Origin of the sequence: Providencia sp. SP181 (assembly GCF_050446505.1) — a bacterium.
GTDB lineage: Bacteria > Pseudomonadota > Gammaproteobacteria > Enterobacterales > Enterobacteriaceae > Providencia > Providencia vermicola.
In genome coordinates this window covers 105283-129659 of the sequence record NZ_JBBPXM010000002.1, presented here as the reverse complement: position 1 = coordinate 129659, position 24377 = coordinate 105283, and the positions used below count along the sequence as shown (strand labels likewise).

Genomic DNA, 24377 nt, shown 5'->3' with positions numbered 1-24377 from the left:
ATATTAGTCAAAAATTAACCTTGCTAGAGATTTGAATTTTGGTGAAAAAATGAAAAGGACTATAAAAAATAGCCCTTTTACGATTTAAAACTGGGGGATTATAAGTTTTCAGCACAAGTGATGGCTTTTTCGGACTCATTGTTACGAGTGAGCCATAAAGAAAGCGCTTTTAATGAATCAGGTGTAAATTCATCACAACGTGCGCTAATTTCTTTTGGTGTAAGCCAACTTACCTCAACCACTTCTGACTCTTGCAGTGCAAAAGGGCCATGGCTAACACAGCTAAATAACCCACCCCACACGCGGCAATGCTCATCCTCGAAATAAAAATGACCATGCTCTGCAAATGGTACACCTGCGATACCCAGCTCCTCTTCCGCTTCACGTTTTGCTGAATCAAGAATATTTTCACCTTGGGTAACAACACCACCTGCTGTGGCATCTAAAAAACCAGGGTGGAAATCTTTAATATCCGTGCGTCGCTGGACTAAGATCTTCCCCATTCCATCGTGCACAACAATATACGTCGCACGATGCCGTAAGTTTTCAGCACGCATTTGGCTGCGGGTTGCCTGAGCAATAACGTTATTATCCTCATCGACAATATCGACCCATTCGACGACTTCGGTTTGTTGTTCCATCCTGTAAACCTTTTATAATTAAGCTAAAATAGCTTATGTCATAGACTGATTGCCACGACATGTCAGACAATACAACGATGCTTTTGACTCGCACTTAATCGTTGATCCTAGCCCAATTTGCATTTGGTTGCTATCACAAATAAGTACTTATTATCACAATGCTCATAGAGCTTTTAGCATTTTTAAGATAACGTAATCAAATCACACAATTTGTGCTCACAGATGCTATAGTTAAATTATAAAACCTATGGAAACATTGTTTTAGCGCGATAACTTGAACTTAGCAAGATATCAGTTAGCTAACTGAGTGCAGACAACAACGCTGCGGTTTGAATAACACACGGGATCCATCCCCTAAATAGTTCAAATTGCAGCTAGGCGTCAAACGAAGGCATCCTTAGGAGCATACATAAGTATGTGACTTAAGGTACTGAGCGTAGACAACAACGCTGCGGTTTGAATAACACACGGGATTCATCCCCTAAATAGTTCAAATTGCAGCTAGGCGTCAAACGAAGGCATCCTTAGGAGCATACATAAGTATGTGACTAAGGTAACTGAGTGCAGACAACAACGCTGCGGTTTGAATAACACACGGGATCCATCCCCTAAATAGTTCAAATTGCAGCTAGGCGTCAAACGAAGGCATCCTTAGGAGCATACATAAGTATGTGACTAAGGTAACTGAGTGCAGACAACAACGCTGCGGTTTGAAATATGACGGGGATTTTGAAATATGACGGGGATGGCAATGAAAATACTCATAACAGGCGGCACAGGGCTAATCGGTACCCCTTTAGTCCAAAAGTTAATCTCCCTTGACCATAAAGTCACCGTATTGAGCCGTTCACCACAAAAAGTGTACAGTCATTTCTGTAAAGCTGTCGAATGCTGGACATCTTTAAACGACATCAATAACCTCAACGGCTTCGATGCTGTTATCAACTTAGCTGGTGAGCCCATTGCCGAAAAACGTTGGACTGATGAGCAGAAAAAGCGCCTTTGTGATAGCCGTTGGAAAATCACCCAACGACTGACCGAACTCATTATAGCTAGTGAAACGCCACCGTCTGTCTTTTTATCGGGCTCTGCTGTTGGCTACTATGGTGACCAAGGCCAAATTGTTGTCACTGAAGACGAACAACCTCATGATGAATTTACCCATCAACTTGCCCAGCATTGGGAAGCGCTTGCAGAAAATGCAGCTTCCGATAAAACACGTGTGTGTTTACTGCGTACAGGGCTTGTATTGTCCCCTAATGGTGGAGTCTTGGGTAAAATTTTGCCTATTTTCAAAATGGGTGCAGGTGGGCCAATAGGTCATGGTAAGCAATACATGCCTTGGATACATATCAACGATATGGTCAATGCTATTTATTTTTTACTCATGACGCCTGTGCTTTCAGGCCCTTTCAATATGACAGCGCCTTATCCTGTGCATAATGACCAATTCACGGCTATTTTAGGGGATGTCCTCAACCGCCCTTCTTTTGTTCGCACCCCCGCTTTTGTGATCAAAGCCATTTTAGGCGAATCTGCAGCCTTAGTATTGGGTGGGCAGCAAGCGATTCCTAAACGTTTAGAAGAAGCTGGATTTGAATTCGAATTTATCGAGTTAAAAATTGCATTAGAAGACTTATTGGCTCCCAAGGAAAACTAACCCCCTTTTAATGCTCCTAATAGCCTCATATCTCTACCATCTCGTGATATAAATATAACGGGATGGTTTCCACGCATTCCTATGAAAATGCTTGTGAGAATCATATTTAATTATATCCACTACATATATTAAATACAAAATCATTGATATTTGAAAGATACAAATAGAAAACATCATTATGGTATCTATTTATTAGATAAATTAAGGATGCCATAATGCCTACCCAAATAAATTCATTGAATAAAACCCCCTTTACCCAATCAAAATTTTTAAATTTTTTACAAAAAGATAATTCTAAATTTTTCCAAGAAAACATTTTGAAAATTACAAACTCAAAAGAACCTTTCCTCGGTTTTTGTTATGATGCATCTGTCAAATTCTTACACTATAGTGATAAAGGTTTAGAACAAGACTATATCAATATTTACAATAAATACTTCGATGATGTTAAAACTAATGACACAATGATACCAAGAGAACGCGGTAATTTAACGATGGCATCTATTTCAGATTATAAAAAATACACAGAAAAAAAACATATCATTAAACAAGGAAATCAACTTCTCAAAGAGATATTTGATATACAAAAATTACGATACAATTCAACAAATAATTATAATTTATCACTACACATTCCATTATCCTCACCTATCTTTAAAGAAAAAAGTCTTTTGAAATTAATAGAACTAGCCTTAGATGAAAACATTAAATGGTGTGTAGATAAGGAATATAGAATGTTTAAAATTACGATAGCACCATTAATTTCTGACAATATCAAATGTACAAAAAAAATATATTCATTGAATTCAAGTAAAATTTCAAGTCCAGATACTGACACACAAAAATAAGCATGCGGCATTATTGAATCAGCCATTAACAAAAAAACACATCAAATGAGAATTAATAGCCTATTAGATTTAATGCTAATTTCCACAAGCGAAAAAATAGAAAAAAGCTGGCTAGATACAAACAGCCAACAAAACTTAACTCCCAGTATAAAAATACAAGATGAATATGAAGAAATAACAAAATTAAATGATTTTATGGATGCAATTAGAGAATGCAAAGATGACAATAAAAATTATATATTTTTAAGCCCCAATCATGCTTGCGCAATTAATATCAAGAAAAGCAATAAAAGTGAAATCTATCAATTCTTTGACCCCAATGAAGGCATTTATCAATTTCATAACGTCGATGAGTTCACTTTTTTTCTAAAAAACTTTATGGATGAACATGAGACATATAAATTTATAAAAGATAGCGATTCTAATTATCAAATTTCATTTGTTAAACTTAATAGGATAAACCCAATTTCAAATAATCATAATAAAAAAAATGTTTTTGATAGTAATTTAAAAATAAACAAATTGCTTGCATTAGATAACTTTGAGGTAAAATTTAAAAGAAAATCATTCAAAAACTTGATACCAAAAAACAAAACTTATCGCATTGTTCATCGTAATTTTGACAAGAAAAGCCATCTTGTGACATTAGCGTTTCATTACACGAAATCCAATAACGATAAGCAAAAGACCATCTACTCATCGAACATTGCTACCCCCATCCTTCATCAGGTTATACAAAGTAACCTGGCGCTATTGAAAAAAACGGATGAGGACATTTTTATTGATAAAAGAGGCAATATTTATCCTGTGGCACCTGATATTTCTATGGGTAATTTTAACCCTAATACTGACCCTAGCATTATGTTTGGCACAAGGACACTTAATAACCAAGTATAAATACTATCTTAATTTATTTGGCCCCTTGCCAGCGATGAAATAAATCCTGTTCAAGTTCAATATCAAATTGGTCGAGTACACGGTTAACCGTTTGATTGACAATATCTTGAATGGATTGAGGTTGATGATAAAACGCTGGCATGGGTGGCATAATCACAGCTCCCATTTCAGCTGCTTGTACCATCAACTTCAAATGCCCAACATGCAATGGTGTTTCACGTACCCCGAGGACTAATTTTTTCCCTTCTTTGAGTACCACATCTGCCGCCCTTGTCACTAAGGTATCGGTATAGCTGTGAACAATACCTGAAAGGGTTTTCATGGTACAGGGCATAATTACCATGCCGGCAGTACGAAAGGAGCCTGACGAAATGGCCGCTGCAATATCGCGGCTATCGTAATTAAAATCAGCAAGTTGCTGTACGTCTTTCACGCTGTATTGTGTTTCCAGCGCTAATGTTTGGCGGGCAGCCGCACTCATCACCAAATGGGTTTCAACCTGTGTAACGGGTTTTAGTACCTCAAGCAATCTGACGCCATATATCGCCCCACTTGCTCCAGTTAACCCAATTATCAGTTTTTTCATTTCTCTGCCCAATCCACGGTAATTTTTAAAGATTATATACTATATTACGCGCCGTTGTTTGCCCTAACCGAATAATCAACATTCTGAGGATGTCAGGTTGCCACCAATACTGATAAAAACACACTGACGAAAACAATTCTCTAAATAGCTTGAACAACAGCTTAGCGGCAAGAGAAGTCATCCCAAGGAGCATACAGTAGTATGTGACTTGGGTGGCTGAGCGCAGCCAACACCGAGGTAGCCTAAAGGCACCAATCTCATCCTCTAAAGATTTTAGGTTGTCGCTAGGCGGCAAGAGATGTCATCCCAAAGAGCATACAGTAGTATGTGACTTGGGTGGCTGAGCGCAGCCAACACCGCAACAGCCTAAAAGATGACGAGGATTTTAGGGAGATCAGCCACAATCCCAGTTATACACCACCCTGCTAAAATCCCTTTTCTTCAAATCTTCGGGATGAATAAAGAAATTCCCTACACCAATGTCTCCCCACAGGATCCCGACTTCATAGTCGCTGTTTATTTGTAGGAGCAACTCATATTGCTGAATATCTTCTTCGTACTCTCTTGGATCTGATTGCGTAAAGAATGGATAGCCACCAATACAATGCGCACCTGACGCAAAGGCATCACTGTATGGTTCAACCCAGTCATCATAAAAATCTTCGCCTTCAAACTGGTCTTCGTAGTCATAGAGGTTATCAACGCCCAATATTTTTTGCCCGAATTGAAAATCATCGATACTGATATATTGCTCTGTCGGCGTATACTTGATAGCACAGGTTTGGTCAACGGGCGTGTAATAGTCATCTGAGTGCGCTGCAATAACGGCGGAAAAGTCTTGGGTTAATTTCGCTGTATCTTCAATAATATTTTCACGGTAGATAATCCTAAAGTCCGCTTGTTTTTGGCGGTCTTCGAAATTAGCCCCATATAAATCATCACCGCCGATAAAAAATTGTAACAGTCCTTTTTCTGGGTAGTTTGCCAATTTAGGCATTTGTGCAAAGTTGATTTGTGCGAGCAGTTTTAATGGGATTCCCTCGCTATCGATGGGGTAAGGTTCGTTCAGAGGTAAGTACGGCATTCCACCCACACGACTTTCCCACCACACATATTCTTCTATCGGTGTTAAGGTCATTTCAACAAGGTTTTTTTTCGTTGCTTTGATTTTATCTATGAAGGGTTTTATGACATCAGGAAGAGAATCGAAATCAGCCATACTTAGCTCCAAATAGGTTGTTAATTTCTTTCTAGCCTACTTGATTTTTTCGAATTTTAAATCAGATATAACTGCAACTTATTCGTTTATTTAAAGCAATGATAGAAAAAATAACGTAAGCCTATGTAGAGTCAATGTTCTAACGAGTTTGAGTAACAGCCTAGTGGCAAAGAAACTATCCCAAAGCGCATACAAAAGTATGTACTTGTTAGCTAAATGATGCCAACAACGCTGTCACTCAAACTATGAACGAAGATTTTAGCCTTCGTTATAAATTTCCAAATCCTCGACTTCACTCTTATCTTTTAACTTCAGCTCGTCGTCTTTTCGCAAATTTTCCAAATAATCTAAATAACCTTGGTCAATGTCTTTGGTAACATAAATCCCATCAAATACGGAACATTCAAACTCAGTAATTTCTGGATTTTCTTCACGAACAGCATCAACTAAGTCTGATAAATCTTGGAAGATTAACCCATCAGCACCAATTAATTTGCGAATTTCATCCACTTCACGACCATGAGCAATCAACTCGTTCGCATTTGGCATATCAATACCATAGACGTTCGGGAAGCGAACTTCAGGCGCCGCAGAGGCGAAATAGACATTCTTTGCGCCAGCTTCGCGCGCTAGTTCAACAATTTGCTCTGAGGTTGTGCCACGAACAATGGAATCGTCAATTAGTAACACGTTTTTGTCACGAAACTCAGCACGGTTGGCATTCAGTTTACGGCGAACAGATTTACGCCGCTCTTGCTGACCCGGCATGATAAACGTACGGCCAACATAACGATTTTTCACAAAACCTTGGCGATACGGTTTATTTAATATATGGGCGATTTCTAACGCAATATCGCAAGACGTTTCTGGAATTGGGATAACGACATCGATATTTAAGTCTTCCCACTCACGCGCAATTTTTGCACCGAGCTTTTGACCCATACGCAACCTTGCGTTATAGACCGATACTTTGTCGATGAATGAATCTTGGCGAGCAAAATAGACGTATTCAAAAATACATGGCGTCAATTGAGGGTTGTCAGAACATTGGCGTGTGAATAATTGACCTTTTTCAGTGACATATACCGCTTCACCAGGTGCCACATCACGTAAAAATTCAAAACCTAATGTATCGAGCGCAACACTTTCAGAAGCGACCATATACTCATGTTCACCACTCTCTGTAATACGGCGTCCTAACACTAACGGACGAATACCGTGTGGATCACGGAACGCTAACATACCATGGCCAATAATCAGAGCGACACATGCGTAAGCACCACGCAGTTTTTTGTGCATCGCAGCCACTGCACTGAAGACGTTATCGGGTTCAAGGGGGAAATGGTCAAATCTGTCTAATTCATACGCCAGCACATTGAGTAAAATCTCAGAATCCGAGGTCGTATTAACATGGCGACGTGCAGTTTCAAACAAACTTCGCGTAAGTTCGTGTGCGTTTGTCAGATTACCATTATGAGCAAGTGTGATACCAAATGGTGAATTTACGTAAAAAGGCTGTGCTTCCGAGGCACTGGAGCTGCCTGCTGTTGGATAACGGACATGCCCTAATCCCATACAACCTTGTAACCGAAGCATATGGCGAGTTTCAAACACATCTTTCACAAGGCCATTTGCTTTACGTAAACGAATATTATTTTTGCCATCAATAGTGGCAATACCTGCTGCATCCTGCCCACGGTGCTGAAGCACTGTTAAAGCATCATAAATTGATTGGTTAACTGGTGTAACACCAGCGATCCCGACAATACCGCACATTTGGTCTTTCCTCATCAGCCAGACGGAGAAATGTTCTCCGGTAGGAAACTTGACGCATTTTGCAGGTAGTCAAAAAACCACCTGATAATATGACTGAACTGTGGAATAAATTCTGAACGCTGCCAATCCTCACTTTGAGGAAGCGGTGTAAAGGTATCGAGAAAAAACAGCAAGGCCGATACAATCAACACACCACGCAGCGCACCGAAGCAAATCCCCAGAACACGATCTGTGCCTGATAACCCAGTTTTTTGCACTAAAGAGCTGATCACATAGTTCACCACCGCGCCCACAATTAATGTGGCAATGAATAATGCGGCGATTGCAATGCCATTTCGCACCAGTACGTCCTCAAAGCGGGAAAAATAGTCCGCTAAATAAGGGTAAAATGTACTTGCGACAAAAAAAGCACAGCCCCATGTCACCAGTGATAGTGCTTCACGAACAAAACCACGGATCAAACTAACCAGTGCCGAGAAGCCAATAATGGCGATAATTGCGTAATCTATCCAGACCATATTTCATCCAAAATTCGCACTCACGACATCAGCGAAGTGCATTCTAACAGAAAACGAAAACGTTTGCGTAACCATTTTTCTATCAATTTACAAAAAATAGCGGCGAAAAGAAAAAATCATAATCGCCGCAGTAAGTTACTAAATCCCCTTACCTTTTAGGGATTATTGATTCTATTTATTAGGGTTTGAATGTTTGAATTATCCCTTTTGTTCCTGTTATCGCGTTAAGTTCAGGAAGCGCGGCTTCTAGCTTCTGCCGTGATGCCTCTGGCCCGACATAAATACGCGTGAGTTTATTGTTCACCGGTCTTGCTGGAACGGTATACACTTGGTAACCCGATAACCGCAGCTTCGCGACAATCTCCTCAACCTTGCTGGCATTGTTTAGAGCAATGACTTGAACAACAAATGCTTTGCCTTGCGGCTCAGGTTTAACCTCGGGTTTTGGCTCAGGCTTAGGCTCAGGCTTAGGTTCTGGCTTAGGTTCTGGTTTTATTGGCTCAACTGTCGCTGGGACGTTTGCCGCGACTTGTTCATTTTGCTGCTGGGTAATTGCTTCTGATAACATAGCTTCAGAAGCCCCTTCCGAAGAGGCGCTCGCGCTATTATGTGCTAACGGTGCAATTGCTTCGATATCTTCTTCATCACCTGGCTTTGGGATAATAGGAATGGCCGCAAATTCACTTTCATTATATTTCTTATCGCCATCAAGAAGTGCAGGAAGCACGATGACCCCTGCCGCAACCAGTACAATGACGCCAGCAAGACGATTTTGAAATTTACTAGCCACCAGCACTATCCTTTTTGGTTTTCTAATAACATCATGACATGAGCGACTGTGTGGAATGACCCACAAACTACAATCACGTCTTGTTCTTGCGCCTCAACACAAGCTTGCTGCCATGCTTTTTCAACACAATCAAACACATTAGCTTGCTGTACATGCTGGCTCAATTGAGCCACATCAGCCCCTCGAAACTCAGTTAATGGTGCGAGATACCAGTCAGTCACCTGCTGCGATAAACACTCAAGCGTGCCTTGAATGTCTTTATCACCGAGCATCCCAACAACCGCACGAATGCGACGGCCATCAACCGCAGGTAAGCCAGCTAATTTACTCACTAAATACCCTGCAGCATGAGGATTATGTGCCACATCCAAAATCATTAATGGTTTCTCACCAATAATTTGGAAACGTCCTGGCAATTGAGCTGATTTTAAACCTTGATAAATGGCAGCATCCGTGACTTTTTTTGCAATATCTGCATCAATTTGCAGTAAACAGCTAATTACGCCTAATGCCGTTGCCGCATTCGCCAGTGGCACATTCGGTAATGGAAGATCATGCCATTCACGTTGTGAGCTCTGCCAAGACCAACTCGTTGCTTGTTCGCTGTATTGCCAATCTACACCACGACGGAATAAATGGGTGCCAATGTTGTCTGCATATTTCCCAATCGACTCTGGCATATCGGGTTCACCCACCACACCATAATGTCCTTGGCGGAAAATACCTGCTTTTTCATGACCGATATGTTCACGATCAGACCCCAGCCAATCCGTGTGGTCGAGAGCAATACTGGTAATCGCAGCGATGTCTGCATCCACCACATTGGTCGCATCTAAACGCCCACCTAAGCCCACTTCTAAGATAACGATATCTAAATGAGCTTGCTTAAATAATTGTAGTGCAGCCAATGTGCCATATTCAAAGTACGTAAGAGAAATATTTTTACGTTGTGCTTCAATGGTCGCGAAAGCCTCACAGAAATCAGACTCGGAAAGCTCCTGCCCTTGAATACGTACACGTTCAGTGTAGCGCACCAAATGTGGCGAGCTGTAAACCCCCACTTTTAGCCCCGCTGCTATCAAAATTGATTCTAGCGTATGGCAAGTGGTGCCTTTTCCGTTGGTACCTGTGACGGTAATAACGCGAGGAGCTGGTTGCGTCAGATTCATGTGCCGAGCAACTTGGCCGACTCGTTCCAACCCCATGTCAATGTTTTGACTATGCAGGTCAGTGAGATAAGAAAGCCAAGCCTCCAAAGGAGACTTGGCTGTAGGAATGATTAGATTACTCATCATCTTTTTTATGCTTTGCAGAATCCTTTTCTGGTTCTTCGGCACTGATCTCATCAATAGCATTCAGGTCGATTTCTACTGTTTCTGCCACAATGATTGGCGTTTCATTAAAACTTGGCTTATTCGTTAACATCGCCAAAATTTCAGCCAGGCGATCACGCATTTCAGGGCGTCGCACGATCATATCAATGGCGCCTTTTTCCAGTAAGAATTCACTACGCTGGAAACCTTGTGGTAACTTTTCACGCACGGTTTGTTCGATAACACGAGGGCCTGCGAAGCCGATCAGCGCTTTAGGTTCTGCCACGTTGATATCACCCAGCATCGCTAAACTTGCTGAAACACCACCCATGGTTGGGTCAGTTAGCACTGAAATGTATGGTAAACCGCGCTCTTGCATTTTTGCTAAAGCGGCACTGGTTTTCGCCATTTGCATCAACGATAACAACGCTTCTTGCATACGCGCGCCACCACTTGATGAGAAACACACGAGTGGGCAATTATCTTCCAACGCTTGTTCTACCGCACGGACAAAACGTGCTCCGACGACGGAGGCCATTGAACCGCCCATAAAAGAGAATTCAAACGCAGCGGCAACAACAGGCATCCCTTTCAATGTACCTTTCATCACGACCATCGCATCTTTTTCACCCGTTTCTTTCTGCGCTGCTGTAATGCGGTCTTTATATTTTTTGGAATCCTTAAACTTGAGAATATCTTTTGGCTCAAGTTCGCTACCGAGTTCTGTCGTAGAATTTTCATCAAGGAAAGTTTCTAAGCGCTGACGGGCATGGATACGCATATGGTGGTCACATTTTGGACACACAGATAAATTGCGTTCTAACTCAGCACCGTATAAAACTTGTCCACAGCTATCGCATTTAGTCCAAACCCCTTCAGGGATGTTGGCTTTGTGTGATTGGGTCAAGTTACCTTTCTTTAAAATTTTTTCAATCCAGCTCATTAATGGACCTTTTTGTCTGTTTCACTCTGGTTATCACCAGTATGTAATTTTTTGCCATTAAACCACAATGATATCTCACTGTAGATAAAAACTTTTTAAACCACTTAGTGGTTATCGATTTTTTGCGCTGCCGCACGCTTTTCTTTTGCAGCAATCCGACGATGACGAATAATTTCAACCACCCCCGGCAGAATTGAAACAAAGATAATCGCGACTATCAGTAATTTCAAATTCTTTTGTACGAACGGTAATTCACCGAAGAAATACCCTGCATAAGTGAATAATAATACCCAAATAAATGCGCCCGTCACATTATAAAATGCAAAGTGACGATAAGACATTTTGCCCATTCCTGCAACGAAAGGTGCAAAAGTTCTGACTATCGGCACGAAACGCGCCAGTATAATTGCCTTGCCACCGTGTTTTTCATAAAACGCATGGGTTTTATCTAAATAAACACGACGAAAAATCTTTGAATCCGGATTTTTAAATAATCTTTCACCAAAAATACGCCCAATCGTATAGTTTACCGCATCGCCAATAATTGCTGCGGTAATCATTAACGCCACCATCAAATGCACGTTGAGTTCATTACTGTCCAAGGACGAAATAGCGCCCGCAACAAATAATAACGAATCTCCTGGCAAAAATGGTGTGACCACTAACCCTGTTTCGCAAAATAGGATCAGGAACAGAATACCATATACCCACGTGCCATAATCTCTGACCAGTTCAGCGAGGTGCACATCAATATGTAAAATAAAGTCGATAATAAAACTGATAAATTCCATATAATCCTCATTAATAATAGCATCCGTGCTATTTGCAGTAATTATGAGATAAAGTTAGCGTCGATTTACATCAGTTCATCTTCGAGAAAAAGAGGCCCCATGACATGACTGGGGAGCGCAAATTTCTCTGGATAATCCACACTGACCAAATAAAGCCCTTCCGCTTTTGCCGTGGCGGCAGCTTTAGTTCGGTCTTTTAATTCAAGAAGATGAGCCATCCAATCAATGTCTTGATTGCCACAGCCAATCTCCAACAAACTACCAACAATGTTTCTCACCATATGATGTACAAACGCATTGGCTTTAATATCCACCACCACATAATTGCCGTGGCGGCTCACATTGACGTGCATAACATTACGCCAAGGTGTTCTAGACTGACACTGGACTGCTCTGAATGACGTGAAATCACGCTCGCCTATCAGTGCTTGTGCCGCTTTGTGCATCCGTTTTTCATCCAGTGGATAATGAAAATGCGTCACGCCATTGGATAAGATGGCAGGCCGATAGCGGTGATTAAAAATCACGTAGCGATAACGACGCGCCGTTGCACTAAAACGCGCATGGAACTCATCACCCACAGGTTGGCACCAACGTACCGCAATATCTGGCGGTAAATGCGTGTTAACACCCATCGTCCAAGCGGCTTCTTTACGCTCAACTGACGTTTCGAAATGCACAACTTGCCCTGTTGCGTGAACACCTGCGTCTGTTCGACCCGCACAAAACACGCCAATCGGCTCTGCGGCGATTTTCGACAAGGCTTCCTCGAGACAACCTTGTACACTTTTCACTTCTTGCTGGCGTTGCCAACCAAAATACCGACTGCCGTTGTATTCAATACCTAACGCGATACGATGCAACTTTGTTGACTCGGACATCAGTAAAACAGCTCCTGAGCGAGTTTTTCCGCTGTTTCAACTGCCATTAATGCACCACCGAAACGCACGTTGTCCGCGACTGACCAAAACTGTAAAATCTCGGGGATCCCGTAGTCATTGCGCACACAGCCAATACTGAGCAGGTCGTTACCTGACGCATCTGTCACTTGTGTTGGATAATCACCCTCTTCTGAGACCTGAATATCATCAAAACGTTCAAATTCATCGTTCGCTTCTTCAGCGCTAATCGGGCGCAGCGTTTCTAAATGGACAACTTGTGCATTACCATAAAAAACAGGGGATTGGATAAAACTGACTGCAACAGGTAAGCCATCGTCCTGCAACACTTTACGCACCTGTTCAACTAAGCGGCGCTCATGTATGACACTGCCTTCCATATCCGCCAATAGCGGCAGCATATTAAAGGCTAATTGCTTACTAAAGCGCCCTTCTTCCGCTGGAATACCATTCAATAAACGTGCGCTTTGCCCTGCCAGTTCATCTACCGCCGCTTTACCGTAGCTTGAAACTGATAGCATATTGGTTAATGTGATACGGCCTAAACCCGCGGCATCCACTAACGGTTTAATTGCTGTCAATAATTGGCTAACTGCGCTATCTGCTAACGAAATAATATTGCGATTACGGTAATCCGCTAATACTTGCGGGTTCACGGCAGGTACAATTAATGGCACATCAGGTTCTTGAGCAAACACACCGCTGGTATCAATCACAATGCAGCCATCTTGTGCCGCGGACTCTGCGTATTGCAGCGTTGCCGCTTCGCCTGCCGCGAAGAAAGCCATTTGGGCTTGTGACCAATCGAAGTCTTTGGCATCGTTTACTTGAATACTTTTACCATTAACACGTACGCTCTCCCCCGCACTGCGTTCACTGGCCAGTAAATACAGCTCGCCGACTGGGAATTCTCTTTCTTGTAACAGTGAAATTATTGCTTCACCCACAGCACCGGTTGCACCCAATACTGCAATATTCCAACCTTCAGTCATGGCTATTCCTCTAAAAAATAAAAAATTAAATGACCTCAATAATTGAAGTCATTTAATCAGATGTTCATCTTACTGAAATCTATGATTGGTGAATTAAGTTCGCCTTAAAACCGAGCTCAGTGAGTAAAGTGGCTGTTTGCGGGTCATCACAAATCACATTCAGGGATGACCACTCACGGCGTTCTTGGTAATTTTTGCGCAATTTATCAAATTCACCTTTGATACCAGCAACAGCTCTAAGTGCTGCATCATCACGGCGCACATCATACACTAGATGCACTAACCTTTTGAGCTGGTTTTGCGTTAATTTACCATTAAGAGCTAATTCGCTGATATCAGGTTTTGGCAGTAGCGATGAGAGGGAAACGTGCGCCGATTTACCGAGAAATTGGCAATAAGCTTCATAAACTTGTGTCGTTCCACGCGCTTTCCCCTCTAAGGTATAACCTGCAATATGTGGCGTACCGATATCGACTAAATGGAGTAAGTCGGTATTCAAATCAGGCTCTGGCTCCCAAACATCCAGTACGACACTGATTTTTTTTCCTTGTTGAAGTACTGCGAGTAACGCTTGATTATCAACGACCTCACCACGGCTAGCATTGATTAAAATAGTCCCTTCACGCAAGTTCTCTAAGCGGGTTTTGTCCATCAAATGGAAGGTTTGGTCTTCCCCTGCCATATTCAGTGGTGTATGGAAAGTCAGCACATCGGCCTGAGTAAGCAACTCATCAAAAGCCACAAATGGCCCTTCTTCGCCTTTTGCTGCGCGTGGTGGATCGCATAACACGGTTTTCACACCCCATGCGTTCAAGCGCGTGGCTAAACGACCACCCACATTACCGACGCCCACGATCCCAACGGTTTTATCCCGTAAATCAAAGTTATCGCGCTGTGCAAGCAGTAATAAAGACGAAATCACATATTCCACCACAGCAATGGCATTACACCCTGGTGCAGAAGAAAAACCAATATTGGCAGTGGACAACCATGCCGTATCCACATGGTCAAATCCTGCGGTTGCGGTACCGACAAATTTAACAGGTGTCTTATTCAAAAGTGATTCATTGACTTTGGTGATGGAGCGAACCATTAATGCATCTGCATCAATGAGTTCTTGTTCAGGGATCGGGCGTCCTGGTACGGCCTTAACGTCACCTAGCTCACTAAACAGTGCCTGAGCGTAAGGCATATTTTCATCAACTAAAATTTTCACGCGGTATGTCCCAATGATTGACAATTTATCTCTGTATCACAATATTTTGCCACGGTTTAATCTAGATGCCTACGAGAGTTAGCGCTCCAGACCAAAGTTATCATCCATCGCAAATTCTTTCACACGGAACCGGTCAGGTGTCACCCCTGAAATTTGTTGGAACATCGCAATAAATGCAGATGCCGAACTATATCCCACATCCAACGCCACTTCATGCACACTTTTTCCTCTTTCCAAGCCTGCAACCGCATGTAAATAACGTAAACGTTGCCGCCATTCACTAAACGACATACCGAGCTCTTGTTGGCAGCGCCTTGATAGCGTACGCTCTGAGGTATAAGAACGTTTTGCCCATTGGGCCAGTGTCGTGTTATCTGCGGGGTCGTTTTGCAGCTCTTGCAAAATCGGGGCTAAAAATTTGTCCTTGGTGGCAGGTAAATAAGTGTCTTGGCATGGGGAGAGGGAGAATTGGTCAATCAAAACATGGGCAAGGCGCAAATCTTGTTCTGTTTCGGGTTGAACAACACCCCGCTGGTACATATCCGTCATAATAGATTGAAATATCGTACTTAAACGAACCACGCACGGACGCTGAGCTAATACATCATTATATTCATGCGAGAAATCCACGATGCGAAATTTGACACTTTCTTTATTAAAGCTAGCATGGGGAATATTCGCGGGGATCCAAATACAAAATTCAGGCGGTGCCAAGTAGTGCTTGCTTGCCAGCCACTTCCATTTCCATAATACCGCACACGACATACAGCATCTGCCCAAATGGATGTGAGTGTGATTTGTACTCAGTGAGTGCAGCGGTTTGTTCGTGACGAAATGCAATAAGTTCAGGCTCAATTATATTGCATTCACTAATGTGCCAAATATCTAATTTTGAATTTCCCATGATACCTGTCTGAAAAGCGTTATCGATTGTCTGATTATCAGTATATCTAAAAAATCGGTCAGATGTATACTGGATCACATTCGATATGGGAGAATGTTTTAATGAAGAATTTGCTTTTTCCGCTAATTGCGGTTTTATTGTGGTCAATCAATGCCATTGTGAACAAAGCAGCGTCCACTGCCATTGACCCCGCAGCGATTTCCTTTTACCGTTGGGCACTTGCATTAGCCGTTATGACCCCCTTTGTTCTGCGCTCAGTACTGCGCCACCACAAAGTAGTGATGAAACATTGGTGGCAATTGGCCATTTTAGGGGCGCTCGGGATGATGCTATACCAAAGCTTAGCCTATTATGCCGCCCACAGTGTTAGTGCAACATTTATGGGAATAATGAACTCATTAATTCCATTACTTACAGTAATCATCAGTATTTTTGTACTGCGCGTAATCCCAACAGTCGGTATCGTTCTGGGTTCGGCTTTGTCGCTGTTTGGTTTATTGTGGCTAGTCAGTCAAGGCAATCCAAGTACGTTGCTATCCCACGGGTTAGGCCAAGGCGAGTTAATGATGATTGTTGCCTCTGCGGCTTATGCACTCTATGGCGTGCTGACAAAACGTTGGGCAATTCAGCTCTCTAGTTGGGACTCACTCTATGTGCAAATTTTCTTTGGGGTGATTTTACTGTTACCAAACTTCTTAATGGCCGATGACGTGGCACTGAATAGTCACAATATTGGGTTAGTCATGTTTGCAGGGATTGCCGCCTCCATTATTGCTCCAGCTTTATGGATCCAAGGGGTGATGCGTTTAGGCGCAAATACCACATCTATATTTATGAATCTCGCGCCTGTATTCACTGCAATTATCGCTATTTTCGCCTTAGGTGAAGAGCTAAAAAGCTATCATTTAATCGGCGGAGGCGTGGTATTACTGGGTGTCATGTTAGCGCAGCAACTACGTACTCCACTCACACACATGTTCCGCCGTGAAAAAAAGGTGGTTCAAAAGGATACTTGTCAGTAGAATAGAATTACAAAAGCAATAAAGCAATGTCGTCACTCATATGCCCCACATTGTGGGGCTATGTTTGAAAGTCCCTCACAAAAGAATCCCTATATTTCTCTCTCTTTTTTACTTTTTTCGTCTCTTTTTTATCAACATTAATGCTTTGTGACATTTTAAAATCACTCAGTTATTCATTATTTTCCTACCATTGGTAATCTCAAAACCATCTTATTGCCCATTGTAGACAAAATCCGATTGAAACTTCTTCATAAGCAATTAGACTTAAGCCAAATTAAATACCTCTTTAGTAGTATTAACTCAGAGTGCCCATTGAACACAGGAGCGTGGCAAATAACCTGATAAGCCATGACAAGGAAAAACCATGACTAAACAGTTTAAGATGGTATTGTTTGTATTGATAATAATTGCTATCGCAGGTGGCATTTATTTTATCAATGCATCAAGCCAATCCAACTCAGCTCAAGCTGGGTATGACTTATATCAACAAGGTGATACTAAAGCCGCTGTTGAGCAATTTCAAAAAAATGCCGATAAAGATCCTCAATCTGCCTATGCCTTAGCCATGATGTATAAAGATGGAATTGGTATTGAGCCTGATGATGAAGCGGCGCAGCGTTATTTGATCAAAGCCGCTGAAGCTAATAATAAAAATGCACTCTATAACCTAGGTTATTACCGTTATAACCGTGAGATGGATGATACCCCAAACGATAGAAGCGGTCTCGTTTCCCTCACAAAAGCAGCTGATTTAGGTGTAATAGAAGCACAAGAGTTAGTGGGCAGTGTGTACATGGAGGATAGATACGACGAAATTCCCCAAGACATCAAGCTAGCGCGCCACTACTTTACATTAGCCGCTGAGCAAGGCTCCAAAATATCAAAATTTGCACTGGGTTATATCGCCCATCAATTTGACAAGGACAATAAAAAGGCAGTTGAAATCTTAACACCGCTAGCTAGCAAAGATTTTCCATTCCCTGCCATGTTGCTGGCCACGATTTATGAACAAGGTGGCGATGGGATCGCACCAAACCCTGCGTTAGCCAAAAAATACGAACGCATGTCATATTCCTCTACGTTCGATTATCTTTCCCAAAGCAATGACAGGGAGCCAGCACCTTTATCATTGTATGGTTCGCAAACTGCTGAAGAAAAACAACAAATTATTGCCAACCTTGAAGAACGAGCCAGTAAAGGCGAAGAATACGCTATTTACACGTTATATCACAAATACAGTGTGGGAGAAGACGTCAAACGCAGTGAATTACGCGCTATGGCGTATTTGCGCCCTCTAATACAACAAAAGAAACCTAAGGCACTGTACCTCAGTTACCTTGCAGACAATAGCAAAATTAAAGCGCTAACTGAGGCTGCGGACCAACAATATCCAGACGCGATGTATGAAGCTTATCGTGCTTATTCAGGTACTATTTTCAATTCAGTTGAACGGAATGACGCTTTAGCCAATAAATACTTAATCTCAGCGGCGGATTTGGGGCACCAAGAAGCGCTTATAACCATCACCCAACGCGCCATTTCTGACTATAATTTTCCCACTAAAAAACTCAATGAAACCGTGGCAAAATATCTGCCAGAATTAATGAAGAAGTACCCAAACTCAGCAAAGGCACAAATTCTTGCCAGCCAAGTTTATGGTACTAAAGGCAGTGTATTATATTCCCCAGAAAAATCTTTTGAGGCGACAGAAAAAGCAAACCGCATTCAGCCAAGTTATGAAACACAAATGCAACTTGCTCGCGGTTATATTAATGGCTTTGGAACAGAAAAAAACCTCGAAAAAGCCACACAAATACTGAAAGATAACTTAGATTCACGGGGCTACCCATCCACCGCAGAACGCATGTTAGTTCATTTATACTATCGTTATGATATTAAAGCATTTGTGGATGAAAAAACGATTGTTGATATCTTAAAAAAAGACGTTATTGAACGCGATAATGACGCATTAGCCCATTATTATGCAGACTATTTACTACGCCAAGATGCAGAAAACAATAAAAAATTAGCCTTTGAACTGTATGAGAAAGCAAGCAAATACGACTATAACGGCCGTGTCTATTACGCTGCTGCCCTGCTCAAATATCAACCCACTGAAACCAATACCATCGCCAATATACTTGTCGATTTATTAGACTCGCCTCGAGCCAAATCAGAGTTAACCCCCGAAGAACTCGCCACCGCCTATGATGTTTTATTTAAAACAGGCTTAAACCGCAGAGATACGAAGGCCATACTGGTTAGATTAGCGGCCAATGAGAAAAATACTGAAGCACAAAAATTAATTGAGCCACTGATTGGTACAGACGCAGATATCACTTATCAGTATGGTATTACGCAACTTACAAACTTAAAAAATGTAAGTGCCCTAACGAATGACGAACTCAAGCCTTATTATGACACTATTTTAAAAGCCGCAGATTTAGGAAGTACCTCCGCGATTTTATATATTGCACAAAACCTTGATGGCGTGAATTACATCAATGATAAAGCCTATTATAAAGACCGCTTCCAAGCCATCTCTGGGTTAACGTCTAATGACCTCGTTCCGCAGTATAAGCGCTGTGCAGCATTAGGTAGCAACCGCTGTTTATATGAGTTGGGTGAAATTTACCAAAAAGGCAATTATGGGGAAGATGCTAACTATGATCTCGCCATGGAATATTACAACAAAATATCCGACCCTGATTTCAGCTTTTTAAAATCACGCAAAAGAGAAATTGAAAAAGCGAGAGCCTCGTTTATTACCATTCAGGCGAATGCAAAAAACAATGACCCTGATGCCATTCGCACCCTCGCCAATGCCTATAAATTCGGTAATTATGGGCAGAAGGTCGATAAGCAAAAATGGCAAGAATACCTAGAGAAAAGCGCCAAGCTGAATAATGAAACAGCACTTGAAGAGTTAATTGATTATTATAATGAAAATGAAGAACTTCAACGTGCAAACAAAAGCAAAATTATTGGTTATTACGACCAATTAGCTGCCCTTGGTAGCAAAAACTATACCCGTGAACTGGCACACCAATATTTAAATGGCAGCCAATTAGTTGATGTTGATCGTCAAAAAGCCCGAGAATACTACCTAAAAGCAGGTAGTTGGGGCAATCAATACATCAAGTATATGGATGACTTTGATATTGGCATGCAAACGCTAAATGAAAGTGCAGTTGCAAAATACAAAGTGGGCCGCGCCTATTTATATGGTAATGGAGTGAAAGAAGACCGCCAGCAAGCCATGAAATACTTGAAAATGGCCAGTGACGACAATAACGATAACGCAATAATCCTCTACAGTGAAATGCTGTATTTGGGCGAACTCTCCGCAGATAAGAAAACGCTAGTTGTTGAACCCAATTGGGATGAAGCCATTGTTTATCTGAGGAAACATTCCAACCCAAGCCGTGTTGAAGAATACACAAAACTGTATGACACCACCGTGGTACCTGCACAAAATGGTGATGCAGAGGCGGCTGAAAAATTAGGGGATTGGTATAAATCCCGCGGTCACGCCCCTGCTGCGCAGCTTTGGTACAAAAAAGCCATTGCTGGCGGTAACCTCGCCGTTTATCCATCACTGGATAAAGTGACAGAAAATAGCCAAGCCAAACGCCAAAACTACCTTGATGGCACCGCGAAAGGCGATCTGTTCTCTAAGGTGCAACTTGCAGGCGATTACTTGTACGATAGCAGCATCACCTTAGAGTCTGACGAATACAACGCTGCGATCCAATACTTGCAGGAAGGGATGAAATCGACTGATGAGGCGCTTTCAAAACAGGCGTTCAATTCCTTAGCAAATTTGTACCAAAACGGTATCCGCAGTGAAAAAAATGATCTAAATCGCAGCAAAGATGATAAAAAATACTTTTCTTTACTTGAAAGTGAAGCCCAAAACCGCCCTGATGCTCTCAAACGTTTGTATTCCTATTACGCCAGTAGTGATCCACAAAAAGCCTTAGAATATCTGGAGCAAGCCTATAAAAAAGGCGATATGGGCGCAATCAAAATGCTCTATGAAATTAACTCTCCTGGGCGCTACTGTTCCAATAGTCGTAATACTGACATGGATAAGGCAGGTGCCTATCTGAAAGAGTGGTTAGAAAAAGGCAAGTTCGAAAAAAACACCGATAGAACCTTTATTCAAGAACCTGAAGATTTGTCTCGTGCCATGGGTGACCTCTACCTTAAGGGGGAATGTGATGTTGAGCAAGATCTTGATAAAGCCATTGAATGGTTTGAAATATCCTTGAAATACCATGATAAATACGCCCTTGGTAGTCTTTATGATGCCTATACCCGTAAAAATGATGCAAAACAAGCGTATTACATCGCCTTAAGATTGGAAAAAGATACTGACAATATTGAGTTGATGAATAAACTGTCAGCAGAAGATAAACAAAATGTTGATAAACGCTTTAAAGAAGAGCAAGACTTCCAAAAATATGGCCGTTTTGCAAAGGAGATTGAAGCTAAGCGGGTTAAAGCAGAAGCAGGCGACAAAATGGCCGCGTTCTCCTTAGGGATCAACTATGCCCGAGGTGAAATGGTTCCCGAAGATACGCAAAAAATGATTTACTATTATGAGCTTGCAGGAAAAAATGGTTACCCTAGAGCCTACAATATTCTTGGCAATCTCTATCGCAAAGACAATGAGCGCGGAATAGAAAAGGACTTCGTAAAAGCCCTGTATTATTTTGATTTAGGCGCCCAGCAAAATGACAGTAATACTGCGCACCTAGCGGGAGATATGCTGTACTTTGGGCAAGGTATGCCAAAAGATTACGACCGAGCAGCCAAATACTACGATATGACCAATTTAGAGCAAGGTGCCCACCATGCCATGGCAAAATACAAACTTGCCTATATGTACTATAACGGCTGGGTTGGTAGCAAAAGTAAAGAAGATCTGCAAAAAGCCCACGACTACCTTGAATTAGGGGCTAAATACCAAGATAAAGACTCCATCAATGCCTTAAAAAAATGGGATTTTAGTGCACTGAAAAAATAGATGATAAAAATAAGGGCGCTCAATCAATAGCGCCCTTCAAACTGCGGAAAAACCGATTAGGTTTGGCTGTAGGTTGGAGATGTTTTAAAAATAAACTAGGAAAATCAATTTATTGATTTTCGGCTAATAACACAAAGCAGGAAAAACTACGTTTTTATCCTGCTTTGTCAACAACATCAAGGGCGCGCAATCAATAGCGCCCTTATTTTTTAACGAGTTGGCGCATAACTCGCTGTAAAAGCAATACGCACAAGCAACCCACCCAATAATTCACTTTTGAGTAATTGCGGTTCCGAATCGTGGTAACTGGCAATATCTTTTACTAACGCCAAACCAAGCCCAGCGCCCTCTTTACCCAATGCATTATTCAATCGTGTGAACGCCTCCATAGAACGGCTAATTTTCGCATCGGGGATACCAGGACCTGAATCCTCAATTTCTAAAACAAGCTGCTGAGTACTTTCATTATTCACTACACGCACCGTCACCACACCGCCTTCAGGGGTATATTTAATGGCATTATCAATTAAATTAGCGCACATCTCGGCTAGCAAAATAGGTTCGCCTTTAATCCAAGCGCTATCAAGACCTTCATAGCCTAAGTCAATTCGCTGACTTTCCGCTTGCCCGAGTCGGGTAAAACACGCCTGATGAACAATCTCCACTAAGTTAATCGCCCTGTATTGGCTAACCGCCGATTTTTCATGTGCTTTTAAGCGGGACAATTGCAAAAGTCTGTCTGTCAGCACAATGGTGCTATCCAATGTTTGATTAATCGCTTGTAAACTTTGCTGGCGTTGACTTTCATCACCGCTATTAATGGCAACAGACACTTGCGTTTTTAACACCGTCAGTGGGGTTTTTAATTGATGGGAAGCATCTGCACTAAAGCGTTCTTGCCGCCTAACCATGCGTTTTAACCGTGAAATATAACGGTTGAGCGCCTCAATTAATGGTGATAAATCAGACCATGGCAATAAATCAGGTAATGGCGTCAAATCATTTGCTGAACGCCCTAACATCAAATTCGATAGTTTCTTTAGGGGTGTCAAAAGCTTACTTAATAAGATATAGGCAAGTAACAGAGTTAAAAACACCACTGTTCCTTGGCTCATTAATGCCGATATTAATAATTGATTAGCTAAATCTTGCCGTGAATAGACCGTTTCTGCCACGCGAATTTCCACCATTCCCGTGATCCCACCTTCATTAATAGGCTGAAAAAATGTCGCAATCCGAATAGGTAAACCTTTATATTCAGCATCATAGAAATAAACCAATGCAGTATAATGCTGAGAACGCATCCAATAAGGGGGAATGGGAGGTAGGTCATCATAACCCGAAATAGTTTCACCATTGGGGGAAATCACTTGGTAAAAAATTCTGTCGTTATTGTTCAATTCAAAACTGTCGAGAACAACATAAGGTACACTCACCGATAGATGATTATCAATGACTTGTAACCTTTCCGCAACCGTTCTTGCAGAAGCCAAAAGCGTGCGATCGTAGGCCAAATTCGCGGCATATTTCGCACTATAATAGTGGGTATACACTGAAAAACTACCCAATAAAATGAGCGGGATACCGAAAAAGAGCAGCAACTGATGAAAGAGAGAGCGTGGATGAGAGACTAATTTCATACACTACACTGCTCTAGTCGGTATCCCAATCCGCGTAACGTATTGATATTAACATCTGAACCCGCTAATTTTTTTCTCACGCGGTGCACATATAATTCAATACTTTGTAAATTGGCTTCATCTGACAACGAAAAAACCTGCTCAAATAGTTGTGTTTTTGAAACAGGACGCCCTCGTCGATGGAATAAAGTGTTTAACACCGCATATTCCCTTGGCGTAAGCCCTAATGGCTCTTGGCGCAATAAAAAATAACCTTCCTCATGGTAACACAGAGAGCCAAAACGCTGAGGTTCATTAACCTGCCCTTGGCTGCGCCTTAAAAGTGCACGAATTCGCGCTTCTAGCTCTGCGATATCAAACGGTTTGGTGAGGTAATCATCCGCCCCTGCATTCAATCCCTGCACGCGATCTGCCACGTCAGAGTTTGCCGTTAACAGTAAAACTGGCGTTTCTTGGTGACGTTTGCGCATTTGCGCCAAAACTTCAAGCCCACTCATTCGTGGAAGTGATACATCCAGAACAACTAAAGTATAATTTTCTGTCTGTAACAGCTGATCCGCAATCGCACCATCAGGCGCAACATCCACGGCAAAACCAGAGGATGTTAAAGCCTTTTGTAACCACAACGACAATTCATCATGATCTTCAACCAATAAAATTCTCATACGCACACTCATTATTATTACTTAT

The 24377-nt window shown here is 41.9% G+C and carries 19 protein-coding genes and 1 pseudogene; 5 read left to right on the top strand and 15 right to left on the bottom strand.

Translation table 11 applies throughout. The annotated features are described in order from the left end of the window. Positions 1 to 98 precede the first annotated feature (98 nt). Positions 99 to 641, bottom strand: coding sequence for an NUDIX hydrolase YfcD (yfcD, locus tag AABS66_RS03920; RefSeq protein WP_206082367.1), 543 nt, complete (start codon positions 639 to 641; stop codon positions 99 to 101). Positions 642 to 1392: 751 nt separating this feature from the next. On the opposite strand from yfcD, the gene AABS66_RS03915 reads away from it, so the two are divergent. From AABS66_RS03915 to AABS66_RS03905, 3 genes are all read left to right on the top strand, one after another. Then, positions 1393 to 2301: a TIGR01777 family oxidoreductase gene (locus AABS66_RS03915; RefSeq protein ID WP_430224599.1), complete on the top strand. Its 909-nt coding sequence runs from the start codon at positions 1393 to 1395 to the stop codon at positions 2299 to 2301. Between the two features lie 215 nt (positions 2302 to 2516). After that, the gene (locus AABS66_RS03910; protein WP_430224598.1) at positions 2517 to 3149 is read left to right on the top strand and encodes a hypothetical protein; all 633 of its coding nucleotides are present in this window, start codon (positions 2517 to 2519) and stop codon (positions 3147 to 3149) included. 45 nt (positions 3150 to 3194) lie between these two features. Further along, a complete protein-coding gene (locus AABS66_RS03905; RefSeq protein ID WP_430224597.1) occupies positions 3195 to 4046 on the top strand; it encodes a hypothetical protein in 852 nt (283 codons plus the stop codon). A gap of 13 nt (positions 4047 to 4059) precedes the next feature. Here AABS66_RS03905 and AABS66_RS03900 read toward each other — a convergent pair whose 3' ends face one another. The 12 genes and pseudogenes from AABS66_RS03900 to AABS66_RS03845 form a co-directional block, all read right to left on the bottom strand. After that, complete coding sequence (locus AABS66_RS03900) at positions 4060 to 4632, bottom strand: UbiX family flavin prenyltransferase (RefSeq protein WP_206082371.1); 573 nt, start codon at positions 4630 to 4632, stop codon at positions 4060 to 4062. A gap of 394 nt (positions 4633 to 5026) precedes the next feature. Continuing rightward, on the bottom strand, positions 5027 to 5851 hold the full coding sequence (locus AABS66_RS03895) for a YwqG family protein (RefSeq protein WP_430224596.1): 825 nt from the start codon (positions 5849 to 5851) through the stop codon (positions 5027 to 5029). Between the two features lie 258 nt (positions 5852 to 6109). After that, a complete protein-coding gene (purF, locus tag AABS66_RS03890) occupies positions 6110 to 7627 on the bottom strand; it encodes an amidophosphoribosyltransferase (RefSeq protein WP_206082373.1) in 1518 nt (505 codons plus the stop codon). A 14-nt stretch (positions 7628 to 7641) separates the two neighbouring features. Then, positions 7642 to 8145, bottom strand: coding sequence for a colicin V production protein (gene cvpA / locus AABS66_RS03885; RefSeq protein ID WP_430224595.1), 504 nt, complete (start codon positions 8143 to 8145; stop codon positions 7642 to 7644). A gap of 178 nt (positions 8146 to 8323) precedes the next feature. Next, positions 8324 to 8935, bottom strand: a complete 612-nt coding sequence (gene dedD / locus AABS66_RS03880) for a cell division protein DedD (RefSeq protein ID WP_430224594.1) — start codon at positions 8933 to 8935, stop codon at positions 8324 to 8326. Positions 8936 to 8940: 5 nt separating this feature from the next. Beyond that, a complete protein-coding gene (gene folC / locus AABS66_RS03875) occupies positions 8941 to 10230 on the bottom strand; it encodes a bifunctional tetrahydrofolate synthase/dihydrofolate synthase (RefSeq protein ID WP_206082376.1) in 1290 nt (429 codons plus the stop codon). Further along, positions 10220 to 11191, bottom strand: a complete 972-nt coding sequence (accD, locus tag AABS66_RS03870) for an acetyl-CoA carboxylase, carboxyltransferase subunit beta (protein WP_206082377.1) — start codon at positions 11189 to 11191, stop codon at positions 10220 to 10222. Before accD ends, folC begins: the two co-directional genes overlap by 11 nt. A 104-nt stretch (positions 11192 to 11295) precedes the next feature. Next, entirely contained in the window at positions 11296 to 11982 is a 687-nt protein-coding gene (locus tag AABS66_RS03865) for a DedA family protein (RefSeq protein ID WP_206082378.1), read from the bottom strand. 65 nt (positions 11983 to 12047) lie between these two features. Next, positions 12048 to 12863 (bottom strand): tRNA pseudouridine(38-40) synthase TruA, encoded by an 816-nt coding sequence (gene truA, locus AABS66_RS03860; protein ID WP_206082379.1) that lies wholly within the window; start codon positions 12861 to 12863, stop codon positions 12048 to 12050. Continuing rightward, positions 12863 to 13873 carry an aspartate-semialdehyde dehydrogenase gene (locus AABS66_RS03855; protein ID WP_206082380.1) on the bottom strand — a complete coding sequence of 337 codons (1011 nt, stop codon included), beginning with the start codon at positions 13871 to 13873 and terminating at the stop codon, positions 12863 to 12865. The genes truA and AABS66_RS03855 overlap by 1 nt, the downstream gene beginning before the upstream one ends. A 79-nt stretch (positions 13874 to 13952) precedes the next feature. Then, the gene (pdxB, locus tag AABS66_RS03850; protein WP_206082381.1) at positions 13953 to 15089 is read right to left on the bottom strand and encodes a 4-phosphoerythronate dehydrogenase PdxB; all 1137 of its coding nucleotides are present in this window, start codon (positions 15087 to 15089) and stop codon (positions 13953 to 13955) included. A gap of 78 nt (positions 15090 to 15167) precedes the next feature. Further along, positions 15168 to 15993: pseudogene (locus AABS66_RS03845) on the bottom strand (AraC family transcriptional regulator). 101 nt (positions 15994 to 16094) lie between these two features. Here AABS66_RS03845 and AABS66_RS03840 point away from each other — a divergent pair. Further along, positions 16095 to 17015 carry a DMT family transporter gene (locus tag AABS66_RS03840; protein ID WP_430224593.1) on the top strand — a complete coding sequence of 307 codons (921 nt, stop codon included), beginning with the start codon at positions 16095 to 16097 and terminating at the stop codon, positions 17013 to 17015. Positions 17016 to 17379: 364 nt separating this feature from the next. After that, complete coding sequence (locus AABS66_RS03835) at positions 17380 to 22047, top strand: tetratricopeptide repeat protein (protein ID WP_430224592.1); 4668 nt, start codon at positions 17380 to 17382, stop codon at positions 22045 to 22047. A gap of 209 nt (positions 22048 to 22256) precedes the next feature. Here the strand turns inward: AABS66_RS03835 and AABS66_RS03830 are convergent, their stop codons facing one another. Together AABS66_RS03830 and tctD are read right to left on the bottom strand one after the other, a co-directional pair. Then, entirely contained in the window at positions 22257 to 23687 is a 1431-nt protein-coding gene (locus AABS66_RS03830; RefSeq protein ID WP_272539896.1) for a sensor histidine kinase, read from the bottom strand. After that, positions 23684 to 24352: a transcriptional regulator TctD gene (tctD, locus tag AABS66_RS03825; protein ID WP_206082386.1), complete on the bottom strand. Its 669-nt coding sequence runs from the start codon at positions 24350 to 24352 to the stop codon at positions 23684 to 23686. The genes AABS66_RS03830 and tctD overlap by 4 nt, the downstream gene beginning before the upstream one ends. Positions 24353 to 24377: the final 25 nt, after the last annotated feature.